Source organism: Microcoleus sp. Pol1C5 (genome assembly GCF_036701115.1).
Classification (GTDB): domain Bacteria; phylum Cyanobacteriota; class Cyanobacteriia; order Cyanobacteriales; family Microcoleaceae; genus Microcoleus.
On record NZ_JAUBQE010000024.1, the window covers coordinates 1 to 18,982 of the forward strand.

General features: G+C 45.6%; 16 protein-coding genes. 5 read left to right on the forward strand and 11 right to left on the reverse strand.

Features of this window, described 5'->3' with window-relative positions:
- Window positions 1-78: 78 nt before the first annotated feature.
- The 3 genes from QUA23_RS14820 to QUA23_RS14830 form a co-directional block, all read right to left on the reverse strand.
- Window positions 79-471, reverse strand: coding sequence for a hypothetical protein (locus QUA23_RS14820; protein ID WP_333076637.1), 393 nt, complete (start codon window positions 469-471; stop codon window positions 79-81).
- A gap of 727 nt (window positions 472-1,198) precedes the next feature.
- A complete protein-coding gene (locus QUA23_RS14825) occupies window positions 1,199-1,447 on the reverse strand; it encodes a hypothetical protein (protein WP_333076639.1) in 249 nt (82 codons plus the stop codon).
- A gap of 172 nt (window positions 1,448-1,619) precedes the next feature.
- Window positions 1,620-1,964: a Dethiobiotin synthetase gene (locus QUA23_RS14830; RefSeq protein ID WP_333071279.1), complete on the reverse strand. Its 345-nt coding sequence runs from the start codon at window positions 1,962-1,964 to the stop codon at window positions 1,620-1,622.
- Window positions 1,965-2,170: 206 nt separating this feature from the next.
- Between QUA23_RS14830 and QUA23_RS14835 the strand changes: the two genes are divergently transcribed.
- Entirely contained in the window at window positions 2,171-3,676 is a 1,506-nt protein-coding gene (locus QUA23_RS14835) for an SGNH/GDSL hydrolase family protein (RefSeq protein ID WP_333076640.1), read from the forward strand.
- A 159-nt stretch (window positions 3,677-3,835) separates the two neighbouring features.
- Here the strand turns inward: QUA23_RS14835 and QUA23_RS14840 are convergent, their stop codons facing one another.
- From QUA23_RS14840 to QUA23_RS14860, 5 genes are all read right to left on the reverse strand, one after another.
- A complete protein-coding gene (locus QUA23_RS14840) occupies window positions 3,836-4,648 on the reverse strand; it encodes an MlaE family lipid ABC transporter permease subunit (protein WP_333076641.1) in 813 nt (270 codons plus the stop codon).
- Window positions 4,649-4,873: 225 nt separating this feature from the next.
- On the reverse strand, window positions 4,874-5,908 hold the full coding sequence (locus QUA23_RS14845) for a patatin-like phospholipase family protein (RefSeq protein WP_333076642.1): 1,035 nt from the start codon (window positions 5,906-5,908) through the stop codon (window positions 4,874-4,876).
- Window positions 5,909-6,001: 93 nt separating this feature from the next.
- Window positions 6,002-6,625 (reverse strand): methylthioribulose 1-phosphate dehydratase, encoded by a 624-nt coding sequence (gene mtnB, locus QUA23_RS14850; RefSeq protein ID WP_333076643.1) that lies wholly within the window; start codon window positions 6,623-6,625, stop codon window positions 6,002-6,004.
- 239 nt (window positions 6,626-6,864) lie between these two features.
- Complete coding sequence (locus tag QUA23_RS14855) at window positions 6,865-7,533, reverse strand: HAD-IB family phosphatase (RefSeq protein ID WP_333076645.1); 669 nt, start codon at window positions 7,531-7,533, stop codon at window positions 6,865-6,867.
- A 124-nt stretch (window positions 7,534-7,657) separates the two neighbouring features.
- Entirely contained in the window at window positions 7,658-8,491 is an 834-nt protein-coding gene (locus QUA23_RS14860) for a Crp/Fnr family transcriptional regulator (RefSeq protein WP_445242201.1), read from the reverse strand.
- Window positions 8,492-8,846: 355 nt separating this feature from the next.
- Here QUA23_RS14860 and QUA23_RS14865 point away from each other — a divergent pair, with 355 nt between their 5' ends.
- Both QUA23_RS14865 and QUA23_RS14870 read left to right on the forward strand, forming a co-directional pair.
- Complete coding sequence (locus tag QUA23_RS14865) at window positions 8,847-9,827, forward strand: DALR anticodon-binding domain-containing protein (RefSeq protein WP_333076647.1); 981 nt, start codon at window positions 8,847-8,849, stop codon at window positions 9,825-9,827.
- A gap of 346 nt (window positions 9,828-10,173) precedes the next feature.
- Window positions 10,174-11,706 carry an MFS transporter gene (locus QUA23_RS14870; RefSeq protein ID WP_333076648.1) on the forward strand — a complete coding sequence of 511 codons (1,533 nt, stop codon included), beginning with the start codon at window positions 10,174-10,176 and terminating at the stop codon, window positions 11,704-11,706.
- Window positions 11,707-12,136: 430 nt separating this feature from the next.
- On the opposite strand, the gene QUA23_RS14875 is transcribed toward QUA23_RS14870, so the two are convergent.
- The 3 genes from QUA23_RS14875 to QUA23_RS14885 all read right to left on the reverse strand — a co-directional run bounded on the left by QUA23_RS14875 (window position 12,137) and on the right by QUA23_RS14885 (window position 15,691).
- Window positions 12,137-13,297, reverse strand: coding sequence for an ATP-binding protein (locus QUA23_RS14875; RefSeq protein WP_333076650.1), 1,161 nt, complete (start codon window positions 13,295-13,297; stop codon window positions 12,137-12,139).
- The gene (locus QUA23_RS14880; protein ID WP_333076651.1) at window positions 13,294-13,665 is read right to left on the reverse strand and encodes a response regulator; all 372 of its coding nucleotides are present in this window, start codon (window positions 13,663-13,665) and stop codon (window positions 13,294-13,296) included. Before QUA23_RS14880 ends, QUA23_RS14875 begins: the two co-directional genes overlap by 4 nt.
- Window positions 13,666-14,227: 562 nt before the next feature.
- Window positions 14,228-15,691: an ATPase domain-containing protein gene (locus QUA23_RS14885; protein WP_333041152.1), complete on the reverse strand. Its 1,464-nt coding sequence runs from the start codon at window positions 15,689-15,691 to the stop codon at window positions 14,228-14,230.
- Between the two features lie 97 nt (window positions 15,692-15,788).
- Here QUA23_RS14885 and QUA23_RS14890 point away from each other — a divergent pair, with 97 nt between their 5' ends.
- Both QUA23_RS14890 and QUA23_RS14895 read left to right on the forward strand, forming a co-directional pair.
- Complete coding sequence (locus tag QUA23_RS14890; RefSeq protein WP_333076653.1) at window positions 15,789-17,204, forward strand: FAD-binding oxidoreductase; 1,416 nt, start codon at window positions 15,789-15,791, stop codon at window positions 17,202-17,204.
- Between the two features lie 348 nt (window positions 17,205-17,552).
- Complete coding sequence (locus QUA23_RS14895) at window positions 17,553-18,962, forward strand: (Fe-S)-binding protein (RefSeq protein ID WP_333076655.1); 1,410 nt, start codon at window positions 17,553-17,555, stop codon at window positions 18,960-18,962.
- Window positions 18,963-18,982: the final 20 nt, after the last annotated feature.

Sequence of the window (18,982 nt, forward strand, 5' to 3'; positions counted from 1 at the left end):
AAACTTATGTTGAGCGTGGGCGGGCAATAGCGCGCTCGAACTTTTTTGAGTTTTTTGGACTTATTCAGCAAGCCCTAATTACTCCTTCAATTGGGGTAAAAATGCTGTCAAACATTTGTACAATTCTAATCCCGGTCCAGCTTGCAGCGGATAAAGCCTGTCGAAATTAATGGGGTTTCCCGGTGCTAATTTCCACTCGGTTTTCTGTGCTGTTTTTGGGGAAATTTCGATCGCTACCGTGATGTTAATAATGTTGTTCTGCTGGGGGATTCCCCGGAAGCAGTAACTTTTGCCCGTGCGTTTGTCTGAATCGCTGCCGGTGATGTATCTGTCTTGTTTGCGAAATTGGATTTCTCTGAAAGGTCGATCGATCGCAAAGGAGTCTCGGTAGCGGTAGTCTCCGTCGCGCAAGCTTTCGACAGTCGGTCTGATTTGACTTATAACTGTTGCTGCACTAAGAGTTAGCATCATTGATCCGGGTTCCTCTTGTGAAATCGGTGATTTTGCTTTTGCTGCCTGGTGTCTATGTCGTTGTGGGCGATCGGCTGAAACAAACGTGCGCCGTGTAACCAATTAATAAAAGTTGTTAAGCTGTTTAAGTTGATCCCTAGCTATCGTGAATAATTATTGCATGGTTTTATCTCTGTCACCTATCTGAGTAATAATAGATACATACAGCAAGCCGTGAGAAATTTTACGGGCATATTTTAGGGATTAATTGACGATACTTAGAGGATACTGCTATGTTTTGCGTGACGCGAGAAACAAATAATTTAGGGCGGGTTGAAACCGGAAATTCCCAACGGCGAGGATCTTTAACCTCTGCGTCTAAAAGTACCCGTATTCTCCGATCGCGAGTTTACAAAGATGAGGCTCTGGTGTCTGCTACCCTGGCGGGACTGCCAAGTCTTTTGGCATCCCTCGAAAGCTTTCGCGAGCAGTAGAACTTGGCATTTTCTATTGCTATATATGGTGCATGGAGATTTGTGATAGTGGCTGTCAACCAAGCACGGGATGTTTGGATTGCACCTACCATTTTCCTCGATTTGAGTAGAGTTTTTCTGTACTAAACTCTTCCGGAACGCTGAAACCTGGTTGTTTATACAAAAACATTTTTACAGCCCTTTGTCATGGTATGAAAAATGGTATAAAAACCAGGTTTCTTGGTGTGTGTCCCTCAGTCCTGTGTTAACAAAATTTATTGGTTAGTGTCATCGGGTGCGATCGATGCCTCTACCTCTTGGGATGAACGGCTTAACATAGAGTCGTGCAGGTGTTCGTTGTGCTGCCTTTCTTGAGCCATTAATTCTCGGGCTTTTTCTTCAGCAATTCCCTCGCCATGTGTTTCTAGCTCGTGGGAGGAACGGTTGAGCATAGATTCGTGCAAGTGTTCGCTATGCTGCCTTTCTCGTGCAATTAGTTGTCTAGCTTTTTCTTCCGCGTTCATGAGAAATTTCTCCAATTGCTGGTTAGAAGCGATTCTTATATTAAGATGCCACAATTTGAGGGTAAATGTAGCAAGATTAACATAAAATTTTACAAAAAAATGTATAAAAAAATCTATAAAAAAAAATGAGTTTGCTGGCGGTGGGTATAGAGAGCCGTGGTTGCCGAGCTAATTATTGCCAGACGCCGGAAAAGATATTCTTGACTGCGATCGCAATTCGATTTAAGTCTTCCTTCAGCAGCGGTGGCCAAGAAACTCCTCTGCGGAGTCCAGCTTCAAATTGCTGCAAACCTTCTACTGACAGTAAATGCAGTGCCGAGATTAATTGTCGATCGAGCATTGGAGATTCTTGCAGCCCGTCAAACAATATTTTTAAAGCTAATAAAATCGATGTCACCTGTCCGGGTACGGGCGGTTGACCTTGTTTGAGACGCATCAGGAAGGCGTCGGGATTTTTCTTGGTTTCCAGAGCGGTTCCTTGGTCGATCAGAAAACTGCGGGCTGTTTTGTAATCCATTTGACGTGCGATCGATCTCCTGCAATTAATTAGCTGGCATTATATCACTTTTTGTCGCGCTCAATTTGGTAATATATTTCCATACAGGCTAAACTACAGCTACTGGTGAGGTCCGCCCATAAGCACGCTACAGCTACTAATAGAGGCGTAGCATTCATCCCACAGTCGCCTCGATCGAAGTGAAACGGACAGGGAAAAATCAAACAATGGCAAAACACCAAGGAAATAGCAGACAATCCAAGATTTATCGCTACTTGTGGCTGCTTTTTTTGTGTCTGAGCTTTCTGTTAGTTCCGCTCATCAAAAAAATAGCTGCCGATACGCCATTCCCCCCACCTGCTCCTATTGCAAATAATGCTACTTTTGGAGCGAGGATTCAAAGGACGATGGGGCTACTTGCGGCTAGCACTCCAACAGACCGCCGCCAAGTACGCATCCTATTCTACGGTCAATCCATCACTCAGCAAGATTGGTGGAAAGATGTAGTGAAGGATTTGAGACAGCGATTTCCCTATGCAGATTTGATTGTGGAAAATCGGGGAATCGGAGGATTTGCCGCCCCGATTTTAATCCGTCCCAGCGAACACGATTTGTATCCTTTTTATCCAGACTTGCTAATTTTTCACGTCTACGGAGGCGGTGAAGATTACGAAGCCATAGTTGCCAATATCCGCAGCCGCACTGCTAGCGAAATACTCTTGCATTCAGACCACATCCAGTGGCTGCCGACAGGCAACAGCGACGATCCAGAAGAAGTCAAAAGATACGAATGGCACAACACTCATTCTACTAAATGGCTGCCTGAGTTAGCCGATAAATACGGCTGCGAAATCGCGGAAATTCGCGAACCTTGGCGCAGGTATTTGAAAGACAATCGCTTGCAACCACAACAGCTATTGAGCGACAGCGTTCACCTCAACGATTGGGGAAATTTTCTACTAGCTGCTCTCATAAAACCGCATCTGCGATACAAACCAAATTCTCCTCAACCGCCGCAGGATTTAGTGAAAACCTATACGGTTGGCAGCGATGTTAAGTGGCAAGATGGCAAGTTGGTTTTAGAATTTGAAGGAAATAGAATAGATGCGATCGCCGATAAAACCTTCAACGGCAAGGCAATGTCTGCTAGAATTGCGATCGACGGCAAAAAACCCTCAGAATTTCCTGAACTTTACAGCATCACCAGACCTAGCGCTAGTCCTGGCGTTCCTTGGCCGGCAATCATCCAAGTATCTAGCCAAAAACCGCTAATCGTCGAAGATTGGAAAGCCGTAATTACTGAGATTAACAGCGACGCCAGCAAGTTTAAATTTGAAGTTGTAGGTTCTAAAACAGGTTACGACGGCAGCGGTACAAATGACCAAATGTTTGTCTCAAACTCCGGCCGCATCGTGATTGAACCGAGAAACTGGTGGCTTAAAAATTCTTATGAATACTCTAAAAAACCTACGCCTAAAGGCTTTGAGATTTCCTGGCAGGTGCGACCAATGTTTGTGGATTCATACGTTCCGCCACAAATTGCAGATTCAAGCCGCGAGTATTCTACAACATTAGCTCAGAATTTGAGCAACTCCAAACACACCATAGAAATCGTGCCCGAAACAGATGGGAAAGTTCCTATTGAAGCAATTCGAGTTTATCGCCCTCCTTTCTCCAATCTACCATCTAAAGTTGAGAGTTTTAAACCGCAGATATCAGCGGATGAACGCTGATAAAATTGCATCAGCGTTTATTTGCGTTCATCTGCGGTTTAAAAAATCTTCATGTTATTTTATAGCCCTCGCCTTGCCGGCGTAGGGCGTTGATGATTGTTCAAACCCTTAATATTTAAGCATCTTGACTCCTGAATCCTCCTATAATCACCAAGATTATCAACTTTTCAGAATCCTCAACTCGTGAAATATCAATACTGATAAAAAGAAATCTGCCACAAAAATCAACACCCAAGAAGTTACCACCGCCGCCGTGGCAGCTTGGCCTACGCCTTTCCCTCCACCCACCGTCGTCAACCCCCAACCGCAACCGACAAGGGCAATTATTAAGCCAAAAATAAAACTTTTAATCACCACAGTTACTAAATCGCCAGGCCCCAAAAAAGTCCGCACCGATTCCAAAAATACCGACGGTTCCAAATTATAAAAATTAACCGCTACAAATAGCCCGCCCAAAATCCCCACCGCTACCGAAAAAATTGTTAAAATCGGCAGCATGATGCAGCAAGCTATCACCCTCGGCACTACTAAATAATCAACCGGATTTGTTCTTAACATATACAGGGCGTCTATTTGTTCCGTCACCTGCATTTCTCCTATCTCCGCCGCAAATGCCGAACCTACTTGTCCCGCCACCACGCCCGCCGTTAAAAGTGGTGCTAATTCGCCACAAAATGCCACAGCAAACGCACCTCCCATCGCCCCAACCGCGCCAAAGCGCACCAATTCTCTGGCTGATTGAAATGTAAAAATCATGCCGCCAAAAAAGGCTATTAGTAGCACGGATCGGAAAGAATCCAGGCCTACTGTTACTAAATGTTCCATGATTTTGCGGCGGTCAATTTTGCCTTGGAGTATGCGTAGCAGCACTTGACCACCCAGGAACAACGTCACAAAAAAACGCTGAAACCACCTGTTATTGAAGGTTTCATCTAAATGTCGATCGTGCTTTTCTTGGTCTTTTTTAACCAATGACTGAGGGCTCGCGATTAATTGCAAACAGGGCGAAGCACTGCCACCTACTGATTTTCGGCAATCCTACAGCAATTATTGCACGATTTGTCAACCTATATTTTCAGTCTGCCTGCCCTCCGGTTGGTGTGCTCTACCTTTTTAGATTTTAGATTGGCAGTGATTGATTCTGTGGTAATCATCACTCATTTTCGAATCTAAAATCTAAAATCTAAAACCCTAGGACTACTCCGCAAGTAATAAATCGATAAACTTATCCAACTCTTCATTATTCTTGTCGGCTTGATCCTTGCCAATTCTCAGCAGGTCTGATATTTTCTCTTCCGAGGCATCATCAATGGCCAGCGGTTGTTCGTGGCTCAAATTGGGAGTAATTCTTAAATATTGATTCGGTCTTTCAACCGCATCATAAATTTGAATGAGTTGATAATTTACCGTTTCCGCAACTCCCGTCATCATGATATTAATTAAAGGCTCAACCCACTCAACTTGACCCCAATTTTTTACTTTTTCGTAGGGAAATTTTTTCTGAGCTTCTCCAGTTCCCAAGGATAAAATTACCATATCTTTGGCTGTCGGGCTTTTTTCGGGGCTATCGTCAGGAATGCTGAATTTATTTCTAACTTCAGCATAGGCACAAAGTGCGGGATTGTTTGCGAAGACTCCCCCGTCAATTAAAGCATAGCATTCATTGCTAAAAGAGTAGATTTTAGAAACCTCAAAATAAGAGGGAGCTGCCGATGTTGCTCTGGCGATATCTCTAATGAAATAGTCTTCTGCTGGACATTTTTGAGCATCTATTTGATCGAAGAAGTGAGCTTTTCTCCTTTCGATGTCGTAACTGGAAATTAAACAAGGTTTTAGCAGTTCGCTGAGTTTGCAATCTCTAAAATGTTCCCAAAATAATTTTTCTAAGGGATCGCTGGGATATTTTTCATCTCTCAAACCATCTAGAGATCTGACTTTTTGCCAAAATGAAGTCTGAAAAACGTCGCGGCCACTCTTAATGGAAAAATTAACAGCGTCTTGGGCAGCCCACCGAGGCCTGCTGGGATTTTCGGCATCGGGACACAAATAGATGCAAGTTAAAATTCCTCCCGCACTCGTGCCCGCGATTAAATCAAAATAGTCAGCTATTCTCGCATCTGGGTTGCCACTTTTTTGTTGCAGCTTTGACTCAACGCTAACTAAAATTTGCGCGGGAATAATTCCTCTAATTCCGCCTCCGTCTATGGATAAAATCCTGGTATATTTAGCCATAACTGTTGTTTATTCCCGACGTTTGCTCGTTTCCTAATTTCAAATCTCTAAGCCTCGGAATTCATGCACCGCTCAATCTCAAATCCCAAATTTTCACTCTAAATTTAATTGGCGGGCTGCGATCGTATAGCGAAAAATGTATTCTACAATTTCTACGTAATTGTAGGCAGCGGCTGGCGAGTCTGCCCAGACTGTGATGCCGTGATCGCGAATTAACAAAGCGGGTACAGAAGGCGTACAAGTGGTGGCAAAGAATTCGCAAATTTCCTTGGCTATCTTAGGGACTTCTAAATAATTTGTAAAGAGGGGTATCGACACTTGCGGGTTTTCCTCCCACACCCCCAAACCTTTCAGCATTTCGATCGCCGGTAAAGGCACTGCATCTCCTGCTGTTAGCCGAGAAACTAAATTTGCCTCGATGGAGTGGACGTGATAGCAAGCTTTAGCGTTTGGAAAACAATTGTAAACGGCTAAATGAATGCTGGTTTCGGCCGAAGGGCGGCTGTCGGCAACAGGTTGCTCGACAATTGCGCCGTCTGAGTTCATTCTGATAAAATCTTGTTCAGTTAATTGCCCTTTCGCGCGGCCACTAGCAGTAATCCAAAAACTGCCATCTGGTAAGCGGGCTGAAAGATTGCCAGCAGTCCCAACCATCCAACCGCGATCGTAAAAATGTTTGGCGGCTGCAATTAAATCCGATCTCAAATCGCCTCTCATTTTTTATAAATCCTCAGTTTTTGATCTACTTTTTACGTTAATACTGACATTTTGTACTATTTTCAAAAACGGGCAAGATGCCTGTTCCACAAAACGTAATTTTTTTGTGGGTTGAACACTTTTTCGCCCGCCCGTGAAAGGCTTATTGACAATAGTAGTCGGGGGCTTATGTAAACCTAGGCTGGATACTGCCCACTTTACCAATACACATATAGCCTTTGTTGAAAAAGGCTATAGTTTCAATTCCATTTCTGGGACAAACTTTCCAAGATATCAAAAAAATTATCCCATTTAGTATAAGGCTTTTGCTGTTCGTCTAGATACTCGGCAAGCCGATCGCGCGCAAACACCGACGAAGCCTGCAAAGCCATATTAAAATCCGTCAGAGAATCTCCGATCGCCACCTGTTCTTCGGCCGGGTGCTGCGCCATCACCCGCACCTTAGCCACCAATTCCTCATCTCCTTCCAACTCAGAACTGACTTGCAACCGAGGGCCGCTAGCGTCCACATCCACAGCGTAAATAACGCTCGCCCGGTGTACCAAATCGCCCATTACCGTCTCTACCATGACCCGAAGACCGCCGGACACGATCGCAAAATCTACCTTTTTCTCGTCCAAAAAATCCAGCAATTCCAACAATCCCGGCCGCATTAGCCTTCCCCTAGAAAATTCCACAATTTCCCCGTAACATTGCGAGGGAATAGACTCTAATAACTGCCGCACTCCCGATCGCAAACTCAGCCTTCTAGCGTATATTTCAGGCATTAGTTGAGACGACAATTCCGGTGCGAAATGCTTGAGCATTGCCACAAAAGTTTCTTCAACAGTTATCGTGCCGTCAAAGTCGCAGAATACCACCCGTTGCTGATTGTTCGGGATTGAAGATTTTTGCTTGTCATCGGTCATTGTCAGTCGCACCTTTCGAGAACGGGAAAAGTTTACACAATTCATCGTACACTATCGAGCGATCGAGCGGGACTGCCCAAAACTAATAGTGACGCGCTGTTTGTTGGCAATTTCCCGCAGGATTTTATGCAGATTCTTCGAGAGAATCTTCATCTTCCAGGGAATCTTCATCTTCCAGGGAATCTTCCAGCGAATCTTCCAGGGAATCTTCCAGGGAATCTTCTAAGTCCTGCTGTTGGTTTTTTGTCTTTTGGGGGTTAGACTTAGCCGGCAAACAGATTAAATTATCATCCTCAGTATTAATCAAACCTTTCGATCGCAACTTACCCATCAGGCGCGTCACAGTCACCCGCGTTGACCCGATGGCGCTACCAATTTGAGCGTGAGTCAAGGCCCAAGGCAGGCGGTAGCCCCGAACCACATCCGGTTCGCCGTCACCTACGTAAGGTTCGCCGAACTCCTCGATCAACAAAGTGAGAAATCCCAACAGTCGGTCGATCGTCCGGCGCTGTCCCAAAGTGCTCAGCCAGAGAAGTTTCCGCTGGTGCTGGTAGCGAAACGCATCCAAAATTTCCCTACGAAAGTGAGGCCAATTATCCAAGTCGTGCCAGTACATCCACACTACGTGAGTTTGATCGGCATGAGCGTAAGCTTGGAGAGTAAAAGGAGACTGAGCAACCAGTTCAAAGGGCTGGCCAGCGCCGACGAAGCCCAAAAAAGCTTCTTCTGTAGTTTTGTCAACGGATTTTGACTTCGCCGCCGCAGCGCTAACTTGAGCGCTACCTACGAGCCGCACAGAACCTTTCTGAACTAAATACAGCAGTCCGGGCCTTGCGGGAATCCGCTCGTCTTTGCTAAAAGTCCGGCAGCGGTAGTGTTCCTGGGCCCAGTCGATAATTCGCTGCCAAGTGATAAAAGGTCGATCGATAGTCTCTAGAGGTGTGGAAGTTGATTGCATAAGTGAGGCTCTGGGATATATTTAATAGTGAGACAAACAGTTTCTGCCAGCAGTGCGATACAAAGTGAGATAACCAACCCCCGATCGAGCTTGTACGCTTCTTAACTGTGCTGACTTTTCTGTGTTTTACCGAAAAATTAAATGTAGCAAAAAATACATCAAAATGGTAGAGATCAGCAAAAAATTAGTCTGAAATAATTGTATATTTAGCCCCAAAATCGCTACAAAGCCAATTAATTCGATTTAGCCCCGTCCCGGGGAGCCGATCGACTATCCCTGACATCCGCAGTTTAACGTACAAGAAAAGTGCAAGCGGTCACAGTGGATCGTTGCTTTTACGGTAGGATGAGCCGATATGGATACAGCAAAGAGCTCACAGTGCCCGGAAGTTACAGTGAAGTGTTTCTTGCTTTCAATGTTCCAAAGCGCGATCGCCCAGCAGGGAACACTGGCCCAAATTCCGTTAAATCCCATAGGTGGCAGCCTTTTCAAGAACAGGCAAGATGCCTGTGAAGCGAAGAGTGAATTTGATTGTGGGGTGGGCATCTTGCCCGCCCATAACAAGCTTATTGAGAAGGGTGCAATAATTCCGTTAAATCGAAGTAAAGATACCGCGCGGGTGCTGTACGTGTCTGCGATCGCCCTGAAATTGGCTAAAACTTGGCAGCAGACACCGCAGACAATCGCCGCCGAGTTGGTCGAAACACTCGAACCGCTGTGCTACCCAGATTTCGCCGTTAAAGTAGCGCCGGGGGGAATGATCGAGATGGAGTTGACTGATGCAGGTTTAGCCGTCTGGTTGCAGCGTTTAGCTCAAACGAACCTTCCAGTTTCAGGATCTAAAATATTAGATTCTGTTGTGTGTGCCGATCGACTGTTTCCCATTCAGTACAGCCACGCGCGCTGCTGTTCCCTGCTGCGAATGGCTCACCGCGATCGGATAATTGCGATCGCCCAGCCCGATGTCGCTACAGCGCCGCAAATTTGGTCGCTGGCGAGTCCAAATCCTATCCCTTGGATTGACGAGGGCGATCGACTGCGGTTAGTGCATCCAGCAGAACGCCGTTTAATATCGCAACTGTTAACAGTGCTAGACAATTTATATCCTACTTTTGAGGTAAAAAACCGCGAAAAACCTGTTAATTATTTGACATTAGCCAATAATTTGAGCGAAGCCTTTCAGATTTTTTACAGCCAGTGCCGAATTTGGGGAGAAGTTAAAATAGAACAGCCAAAACTCGCCCAAGCGCGATTAGGTTTAATATTTGCAACTCAATCTTTGCTGCGATTTATCCTAGAAAATTTGTTTAACGCTCTTGCTCCTTTAGAACTTTGATTGGGTTCTCATTTTTAGCAACCTTTATTCATAATAAAAGGTGGGTTTCCGAAAGTAACCTTGACTTCTTTCATCTGAAAAGCTCTCTATTTTAGAGGATTCATCCTGAAGAATCCAGTAACCTAATGTCGCAAAAAATATAAAAAATTAGCTCTTTATATAATTATAATTAATAATATTTCGGGAATTTGGGCATTCTTATTTTTTCTAATTTATTTAAGTAATCTTTCTTTTGGCTTTTGAGAGAAATGATTTTTAGCTTGCATCTATGGCTGTGCTCCTTAAAATACTTAACCTTATATTATACAATTAAGCTGCGTAGCAGCTCATCTATTGGCTATCCAGTATGCTCGAAACACAAGAAGAAGATTACAGCTTAGTAGGAACGAATCCTCTCCCTCTTCAGGAAATCCAAGAGGATATAGCCTTACCAGAGACGGTACTTCTGACCAATCCGCCTCTAAAATTTTCCAAACCGGAAACTCGGTTAAGCCTCAGATCGCTAACTTTGGAGAGTGTCTTCGCTACGCTTTTTTACAGCATCATCGGCGGCGCGTTGCTCAGTAATTTCTTGCTGGATTTAGGGGCTGGCCCAATCGAAATTGGTATGCTCGCCTCCATTCCTCAACTGGTAAATCTGCTCCAACCGTTCGGAGCTTATATAGGAGACCGACTGCAGAGCCGCCACTGGTATTCCATCTGGATTTTCGGACTGTCGCGACTGCTGTGGCTGATTATCGTGCCAGCCATTTGGTTGGGAGGCTCATTTCAGCTCGCTGGACATCAGCTAGTGCAGTTGACATTGGCAATCATCTGGGTAACTCAAGTCTTAGAATCTTTAGGTCGTGCTTCCTTCTTGAGCTGGTTGGCGGTTTTAGTACCTCAGCGGTTGCGCGGGCGGTATTTTGGCTTTCGCAATAGTGCTGTCAGCTTGACGAATCTCATTGGTGTGCCGTTGCTGGCTCTAGTGGTATCGAACTGGCCCGGTGGAAGGCTCCAAGGTTACAGTGCCATCTTGGTTTTAGGAATTGTGCTTGGCATCATCAGTCTAGGTTGTCAGTTCTTTATGACCGATGTGAACCCAAAGCTTGTACACGTCACGCATTCAGATAGAGGCGAAAAATCATCCATAGGGACAATTTTTAGCTTTCTCAAGGAACCCAATTTTTTAAAGTTTTTGCTTTACTCTGCTCTATGGAGCTTTGCCGTTAACGTCAGCGCTCCCTTCTTTAACCTCTATCTGCTGGATAACCTAAGTATAGATGTCAGTGTGGTAACGCTCTACAACAGCTTAGGAGCGGGTGCTAACTTACTGCTGCTGGTTTTTTGGGGCAAACTGGCTGACCGGGTTGGGAACCGCCCGATCATGATAATAGTGGGAATCTTGGTGGCTCTGACCCCTCTGCTCTGGCTAGAAGCTGGAACGGCTCCAATTTTTATATGGGTGTGGTTCCCGCTGTTGCACATCATCGGCGGTGCCACATGGGCGGCGATCGACCTGTGCAGTGGTAATCTGATGATGTCGGTGGCACCACTACGCAATCAGTCGATATACTTTGCGATCGCGGCGGCGGTTCCTGGTGTCACTGGGGCAATGGGAATCACCCTTGGTGGCTTTATCGCCACTTTGACTAATCTCGGTGGCTTGCCAGGGGTGTTTGCCCTCTCAGCCGTCTTACGAGTGGCGGCTCTCCTGCCCTTGGTTTTTGTTGGCGAGCAGCGTTCTGTGTCTTTGGGTAAGTTTTGGCTGCTCTTGTTGCCAGCTTGGTGGAGAAGAGTGCCAATTGAACCTGGAGACATCAGGTTTCAACCATTAATAGTTGAACAGTTGGACTCTGGGCCTGAAAGCTCAGGCCATCGCTCTTCAACTCTTGATTGATTGTAGTCCGACAATAATTCAGAAAAGAGTTGATTAACCATTTTTAAAGTGTTAAAATCCTCATCATATCATCTAAGATGTGACGGCTGTTAGGTCGCTTTTTTTCAGAAATATAAAGTCTGGCAATTTGGGAGCAGTTTTGTATGGCATCTAATTATTTTTGGGTGCCTTCAACATTTTTTACGATAGCGATCGTTCGTCGCAGCTCGATCGCCAATTCTCACGATCGTCAATCGCTCCTAGAACGACGATGTTCAATTTAATCACTTGACGAGCGGCTGTTAAGGGTTCTTCAAATTCTGGTATTGTAAAATAGCGAGAGTTTTATTCAGTTTTTTGAGGAGAAATCTCATGGTCACACTACCACGTATAGCCTCACCCAGGCGTCAAATTCATCGATGAATATCCCAATATAATGCCTGCATCTAGTTTAAGGCGTTGCAGGCGAGATTTGCTTTTTTCCAGGTTTTGCGATCGGCAGCGTTACTGTAAATGTACTGCCGACCCCTTCTTCACTGATCAAAGTAATTTCGCCACCGTGCAAGTCCACGCATTTTTTAACAATGCTCAGCCCCAGTCCAGTACCGGGGATTCGACCGACATTTTTAGCCCGGTAAAATGAATTAAACAACCGTTCTTGGTCGGCGACAGGTATGCCAATTCCTGCATCTTGTACCGAAAAAATAGCCTCGGTTTCAGTAAGTTTTAATTCAAATATTACTTCGGTATTAGGGGGAGAATACTTAATAGCATTGGACAGCAAATTCCCCAGAATGCGCCGGAGCAAGCTTACCTCCAAACACGCCATCGCGGATGGATTGTGATTTACAAAAATCAGCGTCACCCGGTCATTTTCAGGTTTTAGCTTCAGGCTGTTCTGAAATTCCCCTACCAACTCATTACAAAACTTTGTTAAGTCTATCGGTAGCAAGGAAAACCCGGTTTTTCCTGATTCCACACGACCCAGCAGCAGAACATCATCTAATAACAAATCTATGCCTTTTGCGGCTGCTTGAGTTTTGTCTAGCAGTTCCTGTGTTTTTTCATCTGTTAATGTCAACTTGTACTTGGTAAGAAGTTGTGTAGTGCCGATGATAAAATTCAAAGGATTGCGAACGTCGTGGGCAATCATGTACAGCAAAGATGTTTTCATCTCGTTGAGTTCTTGGGCTGTTTGCAGAGTGCGATCGAGTTGGTCGTGAGACAATTTGAGAGTTAAAGACAACTGGCGCGATCGCAGCAAAATCTCCACCCGCGCTTGCAATTCTATCTTCTCGATCGGAGCGATAATCAAATCGTCAATACTTTGCCAAATAAATTGCGTTGCCATCCCTACATCCGAGCGGGATGTAATCAAAAGAAAAGGCAAGCATACCGGGTGTTCTGCCTGTTTTTGGGCTGCAACCCATTGCCAATGGCGTTTCAGGGCAAGACCGTCAATTATAGCCAGGTCAAAAGATTGATTAAATGGTAAAAAATCATCACTATTTTCTGTTGAGTTTGGCAGCAATACCTCATAGTAAACAGCTAGCCATTCTAATAACAGGCGGCGATTTTCTTTCTGTTCGACAAGCAATAAAATTTGACTCACGCAGGTTCTCCTAGCAAGCTGTGCACAATTCCCAGCAAATCTCTAACGATCAAAGGTTTTACCAACATATTCCGAGCACCGTGGCAGAGGCTTTCGTGCTGAATGGCAGCGCTTTGTTTGGGCGAGAGTATCAGAAAAGGGATTTGGTGATTTCGCAGTTGTTCGCAGCTATCCCAAATCCGGCGATCGAAACCAGAAATATCTACTAAAGCCATCCCGATCCTAGCAGGCTGACTGATAGCTTGTGCAACATCTTCAAAGTTATAAGCCGCAATCATCTGGTATCCTTCTTTGTTGAGAAATTGTGCTAATAGTTCCAAGTTTCGCTGATTGCGGTCTACGGCTAAAATTATTGAAGTGCCAGTCATTTATCAGCTTCCTGTGAATACGGGTTATAACCATTTTAGATTTTAGATTTTAGAAGAGGGAGTGACTGAGTAGGAGCATCTCATATTTGTAAAAACACTTCTTCTTCCTGCTGCCTTCTTCCTCTTTCCTCGTGACTCGTGACTCCTGGCTCAAAACTCCAATTTTGGGCTTGGCTGCTTTCATTGAGATGCTCCCGACTGATTATATATGGGTTGGGAGCTTGCCTAAAGTTGGATTCTTTTTTTATCGGGTATTAGCTTACTTTTCGGCGAGGGATTACATTGGTTTTCAGTTGAGTGAAGTACAGATGATCTGACACAGGAAACGGCCCCGCGCCATGTGCCCATACTGTATTTCACTCAACTGAAAACTGCTATAAAAGTCGAAAAATACACAAATTTACCAATATATTTAAGTTTTCCAGGACTTAGGCTAGTGGTGAGGTGCGCGGTGCGCGCACTACAGCTAGTGGGGAGGTGCGCGGTGCGCCCCTACTGATTAGTAGATTCACGACTGCAAAATTAACTGCAATTGCCCCAAAACAGCAGGACAAATCCCGATTCAATCTTCATCTGCTCCCCCCTCAATCCACACCGGCGCCGAGCTCAAAATGCCGCGCAGCCCCCCTATCGGTTTGCTGACTTTGATGCCGTAGCGAGTAATCTCGAGTTCTCGCAGAGTTCTCTCAAAATTGCTGACTCGTTTTTTAATTACTCCGATCCCCTTGCGGATTTCTGTCCTATTATGCAGTTGGCGTTCCATATAGCGTATAAACAGAAGATTATCCGCCAAATAGCTAATCCCGATCTCGGTCAGGCGAAAATCTCCGCTAATGGCTTCTACCTCATTAATCAAGATAACGGTGACTCCCATATTCTTCAGATACTTGCACAAAGCGTGCAAATTGTTCACCAAATCTTGCCCCTGCATCGAAAGCTGATAGCCAGAAATACTGTCAAGCATCACAATCCGCGTCTTTTCCTGCTCCACCTCCTGGCGAACCATACAGGCAAACTGATCCGGGGAGTAGAGCAAAGGTTCCACGGGTATCACCGAAAGACTTCCTTGCCCCATCATCGCCCCAACCGGGATGTTAACTGATTCGCAGCGCTGCAGCAGAGTAGAAGTTGACTCCTCAAAAATGTAAACTACCGATCGCTCCCCCCTTCCTGCTGCTTCCTTCATAAACTGAATGCCCACCGTCGTTTTACCCACGCCGCTAGGCCCGCTAATCACCGTCACAGTCCCCCGTTCCAGTCCCCCGTGCAGTAGTTCGTCAATTTCTGGAACCCCAGAAGAAATTGCTTCAGCAACAAAATCCTGTTGATAATTGTCCGGCAGCAATCGCGGATATACCTCCATACCAGCCTGAGTCAGGCGCAGCGAATGGCGGCCGCTGCGGAAGTTGGAGCCTCGCAGCTTGGTGACAGAGAGGGCGCGTCCTTCTTTCAATAGTTCTAAATAAATTACTCCGTCGCTGATGAACTGCAAATCGTCGTCGGGAGCACTTGATGTGCCTTCGGAGGTAAACACCACCGTCGCCCCCCCTTCCACCAAAAACCGCAGAAAAGACAAAACTTGCTTGCGAAACTGAAACTCATCCGCAGCTAAGTAGCGAAATTGAGTGATTGCGTCCAAAAACACCCGTTGTGGCTTGACAGCTTGGACTCGCTCAATAATCTTTTGTGTAGTCGGTTCTCGCTCAACCTCGGAGGGGGAGAAAATGTCATAAGTCTGAACTTCTGTAAAGAATTCTGACGATGGGCTCAAATCGAGGAACGCCATCGCTTCCATATCAAAACCGAGACTTGCTGCATTGGCCCGCAATTGCGCTTCCGGTTCTCCTAAAGTAATAAACAGGGGCGTTTCTCCCACAGCCACACCTGCTGCCAAAAAGTGAAAGCCCAGTGTAGTCTTGCCGGTACCCGGGCCGCCGCGCACCAGATAAGAGCGTTGAGAAATTAGCCCGCCGCCAATCACTTCGTTGAGACCGGTAATTCCCAGAGAAATTCGGTTTTGAGACATTTGTTTGTTCATGTTTTGAATATCGGGCCCGTATTAATATTTAATGGTTTTAGGCACTGTTTTGATAATTTTTTTTACCGGGCGTCTGATAACCTTCATGAAATCTTTTTCTACCGAAAATTACGTAAGCACACAAGAATTAGAAAGTATTGTCGGGACTGCTGGCATCTGTCGCTGGCAAGATACAGAGCCATTTTGGCAAGAACGGGTAGAAAAAGCAGTTGCCCCCGACACGAAAATAGATTGTACAGTTTACCCGAATACTCAGGAAGAACTGGGGGCTGTCATTGCTTGGGCACAGCAAAATCGCTGTGCAGTCTTGCCTTGTGGTAGCGGCAGCAAACTTGATTGGGGCGGTTTAGTTAAATTAGACTCCGATCCCTCCCACCCCCCCTTAACAAGGGGGGAGCAAGATGTTGTCAAAGTGGGCCTTTTTAAGGGGGATTTAAGGGTATCTCCTGATGCAGCGGGGCTTGTGGCTGTCAGCACTGCGCGCCTCAATCGGCTTGTAGAACACGCTGTGGGCGATTTAACCGTGACGGCAGAAGCGGGGATGAAGTTTGCGGATTTGCAGGAAATTTTAGCAGCAGCAGGTCAATTTTTGCCGATCGACCCAGCATATCCGCAACAGGCAACCTTGGGCGGCATTGTCGCTACTGCTGATGCGGGTTCCTTGCGGCATCGCTATCGCGGGGTTCGCGATTTGCTGTTGGGAATTACCTTTGTGCGATCGGACGGTAAAATTGCGGTAGCCGGAGGTCGAGTTGTTAAAAATGTCGCCGGCTACGACTTGATGAAACTGTTTACTGGTGCTTACGGCACTTTAGGCGTTATCAGTCAAGTAACTTTCCGAGTTTATCCGCTGCCTGAATCATCGGGAACCGTAGTGCTGACAGGGGAAACTAATGCTTTAGCTCAAGCAACTCAAATCTTATTGTCTTCTGCTTTGACTCCGACAGCCGTTGATTTGGTGTCACCTGATTTAGTAGCACAATTAGGTTTAGGAAAGAGCCAAGGATTGATAGTAAGATTTCAAAGTATCGCAGAAAGCGTTAAAGAACAATCAGCTCGCTTACTGGAAGTTGGCGAAAAGTTGGGTTTGCAAGCAAATATCTGTGGCGACAATGATGAGCATCAGTTATGGCAAAGATTACCAGAAACAGTCTGGAATTCTGGCACAAAGTCCGCAATTATTTGCAAAATAGGGATTAGACCGTCGGAAGCTGTAGCGGCAATTAACAAGCTGCCGGTACAGGACGCTTTGATTCATGCAGGCAGCGGTTTAGGGGTGGTGCGGTTTGAGGCTGCGACTGCGGCAACGCTTTTGCAGGTACGCAGGGGGTGCGAAGCGAAAGGCGGTTTTCTGACTGTTTTAGCAGCGCCGACCGACATCAAGCAACAGTTAGATGTTTGGGGTTATACTGGAAGTGCGATCGCTTTAATGCAGCGGATTAAACAGCAGTTTGACCCGGAAAATCTTTTGAGTCCCCATCGTTTTATAAGCGGTATTTAGTTTAAACTTGGTAGTCTGGAGTTCGGTTTTTCTTGCATCCCGGTCTAAATCCTTTGTTAACTAAATTTGTTTTTTTACGAACCGCGAAGGCACATTAGCGAAGCGGCGCGTTAGCGCTAGACCGCGAATAAAGAGAAAAGAAGAGAAGTTTTTGTTTGCTTAATGGATTTAGGCTTGCTAAGCATAGCAACCGCGCCTGACTGTTAGGAAGTTATTTTCTTAATTGCAGAAATATAAGCGGTCGATTGCTTCTGACTTCTCTCGCGACGATAACTAAATCCTTTTTTCTTCTTCCTTCTGCCCTCTTATTTTTTCCTTCTTCCTTCTGCCCTCTTCCTTCTGCCATATATGCAAACTTCAGAAAAATCTCAAGTTCCCAGCGACGAGTTAAAACCTGCTAAAGAAAGCAATTTTCTAGCACAAAATCCCCATTTACAAAATCCCGAACTACAGGGTTTTGATGCTAATAATCCGCCGAATCCCCTATTAATCGATACTTGCGTGCACTGCGGGTTTTGCTTGTCAACTTGTCCGAGTTATCGCGTACTCGGCAAAGAAATGGATTCGCCCAGAGGCCGCATTTATTTAATGGATGCAATTAATGAAGGCGACGCACCTTTAAACGAAGCAACCTCACAGCATTTCGATACTTGTTTGGGCTGTTTGGCCTGCGTAACAGCTTGTCCGTCTGGAGTTCAATACGACAAGTTAATTTCCGCAACTCGCCACCAAGTTACTAGAAATCAGGAACGCACTTTTTCCGACAATGTAATTCGCACTCTGATTTTTAATCTCTTCCCTTATCCTCACAGATTGCGACCTTTGCTTGTACCCCTGTTTATTTATCAAAAATTAGGACTGCCAAAACTTGTCCGCAAAACAGGTTTGCTGAAAAAAGTATTTCCTCGCTTGGCGGCGATGGAATCAATTTTGCCGAAAGTTACTGTCGATTCTTTCCGGGATAATTTACCAGAGGTAATTCCGGCACAAGGAGAGAAACGCTATCGAGTCGGCGTGATTTTAGGCTGCGTGCAGCGGCTGTTATTTTCGCCAGTTAATGAAGCGACGGTGCGAGTTTTGACGGCTAACGGTTGCGAGGTTGTGGTTCCTAAAAGTCAGGGATGCTGTGCTGCTTTGCCGGAACACCAAGGCCAAGCGGAACAGGCGAAAGCTTTGGCGAGACAAATGATTGATAGCTTTGAAAATACTGGCGTTGATTTTGTGATTATCAACGCTGCTGGCTGCGGCCATACTTTGAAAGAATACGGTCATATGTTAGCTGAGGATCCGCAATATCGGGAGAAAGCTGAGAAATTTGCTGCTAATGTTAAGGACGTGCAAGAGTTTTTGGCAAGTGCGGGAATTACGGCGAAACTCAATCCTTTGATTGACGGAGATTTGACAATTGTGTATCAAGATGCGTGTCATTTGTTGCACGGACAAAAGATTAGTTTGCAGCCGCGTCAGTTGCTGCAACAAATTCCGGGGGTGAAGTTAAAAGAACCTGTGGATGCGGCTTTGTGCTGCGGGAGTGCGGGGGTTTACAATATGCTTCAGCCGGAGATTGCTGATGAATTGGGAGTGCAAAAGGTGGAGAATTTGCTGAATACTGGGGCGGAGTTGATTGCTTCTTCTAATCCGGGTTGTTCTTTGCAAATTAAGAAGCATTTGGAGTTGCAGGGAAAGGAAGTTACTTTAATGCACCCAATTGAGCTTTTGGATTATTCGATTCGCGGGGTGAAGTTGCTGAGGAAGTAGTTTTGTAGGGCAGGCGGTGT

Coding starts and splice junctions, on each gene's coding strand:
- QUA23_RS14820 (WP_333076637.1), bottom strand. CDS start 471: ATGATGCTAACTCTTAGTGCAGCAACAGTTATAAGTCAAATCAGACCG.
- QUA23_RS14825 (WP_333076639.1), bottom strand. CDS start 1,447: ATGAACGCGGAAGAAAAAGCTAGACAACTAATTGCACGAGAAAGGCAG.
- QUA23_RS14830 (WP_333071279.1), bottom strand. CDS start 1,964: ATGGATTACAAAACAGCCCGCAGTTTTCTGATCGACCAAGGAACCGCT.
- QUA23_RS14835 (WP_333076640.1), top strand. CDS start 2,171: ATGGCAAAACACCAAGGAAATAGCAGACAATCCAAGATTTATCGCTAC.
- QUA23_RS14845 (WP_333076642.1), bottom strand. CDS start 5,908: ATGGCTAAATATACCAGGATTTTATCCATAGACGGAGGCGGAATTAGA.
- mtnB (WP_333076643.1), bottom strand. CDS start 6,625: ATGAGAGGCGATTTGAGATCGGATTTAATTGCAGCCGCCAAACATTTT.
- QUA23_RS14855 (WP_333076645.1), bottom strand. CDS start 7,533: ATGACCGATGACAAGCAAAAATCTTCAATCCCGAACAATCAGCAACGG.
- QUA23_RS14860 (WP_445242201.1), bottom strand. CDS start 8,491: ATGCAATCAACTTCCACACCTCTAGAGACTATCGATCGACCTTTTATC.
- QUA23_RS14865 (WP_333076647.1), top strand. CDS start 8,847: ATGGATACAGCAAAGAGCTCACAGTGCCCGGAAGTTACAGTGAAGTGT.
- QUA23_RS14870 (WP_333076648.1), top strand. CDS start 10,174: ATGCTCGAAACACAAGAAGAAGATTACAGCTTAGTAGGAACGAATCCT.
- QUA23_RS14880 (WP_333076651.1), bottom strand. CDS start 13,665: ATGACTGGCACTTCAATAATTTTAGCCGTAGACCGCAATCAGCGAAAC.
- QUA23_RS14885 (WP_333041152.1), bottom strand. CDS start 15,691: ATGTCTCAAAACCGAATTTCTCTGGGAATTACCGGTCTCAACGAAGTG.
- QUA23_RS14890 (WP_333076653.1), top strand. CDS start 15,789: ATGAAATCTTTTTCTACCGAAAATTACGTAAGCACACAAGAATTAGAA.
- QUA23_RS14895 (WP_333076655.1), top strand. CDS start 17,553: ATGCAAACTTCAGAAAAATCTCAAGTTCCCAGCGACGAGTTAAAACCT.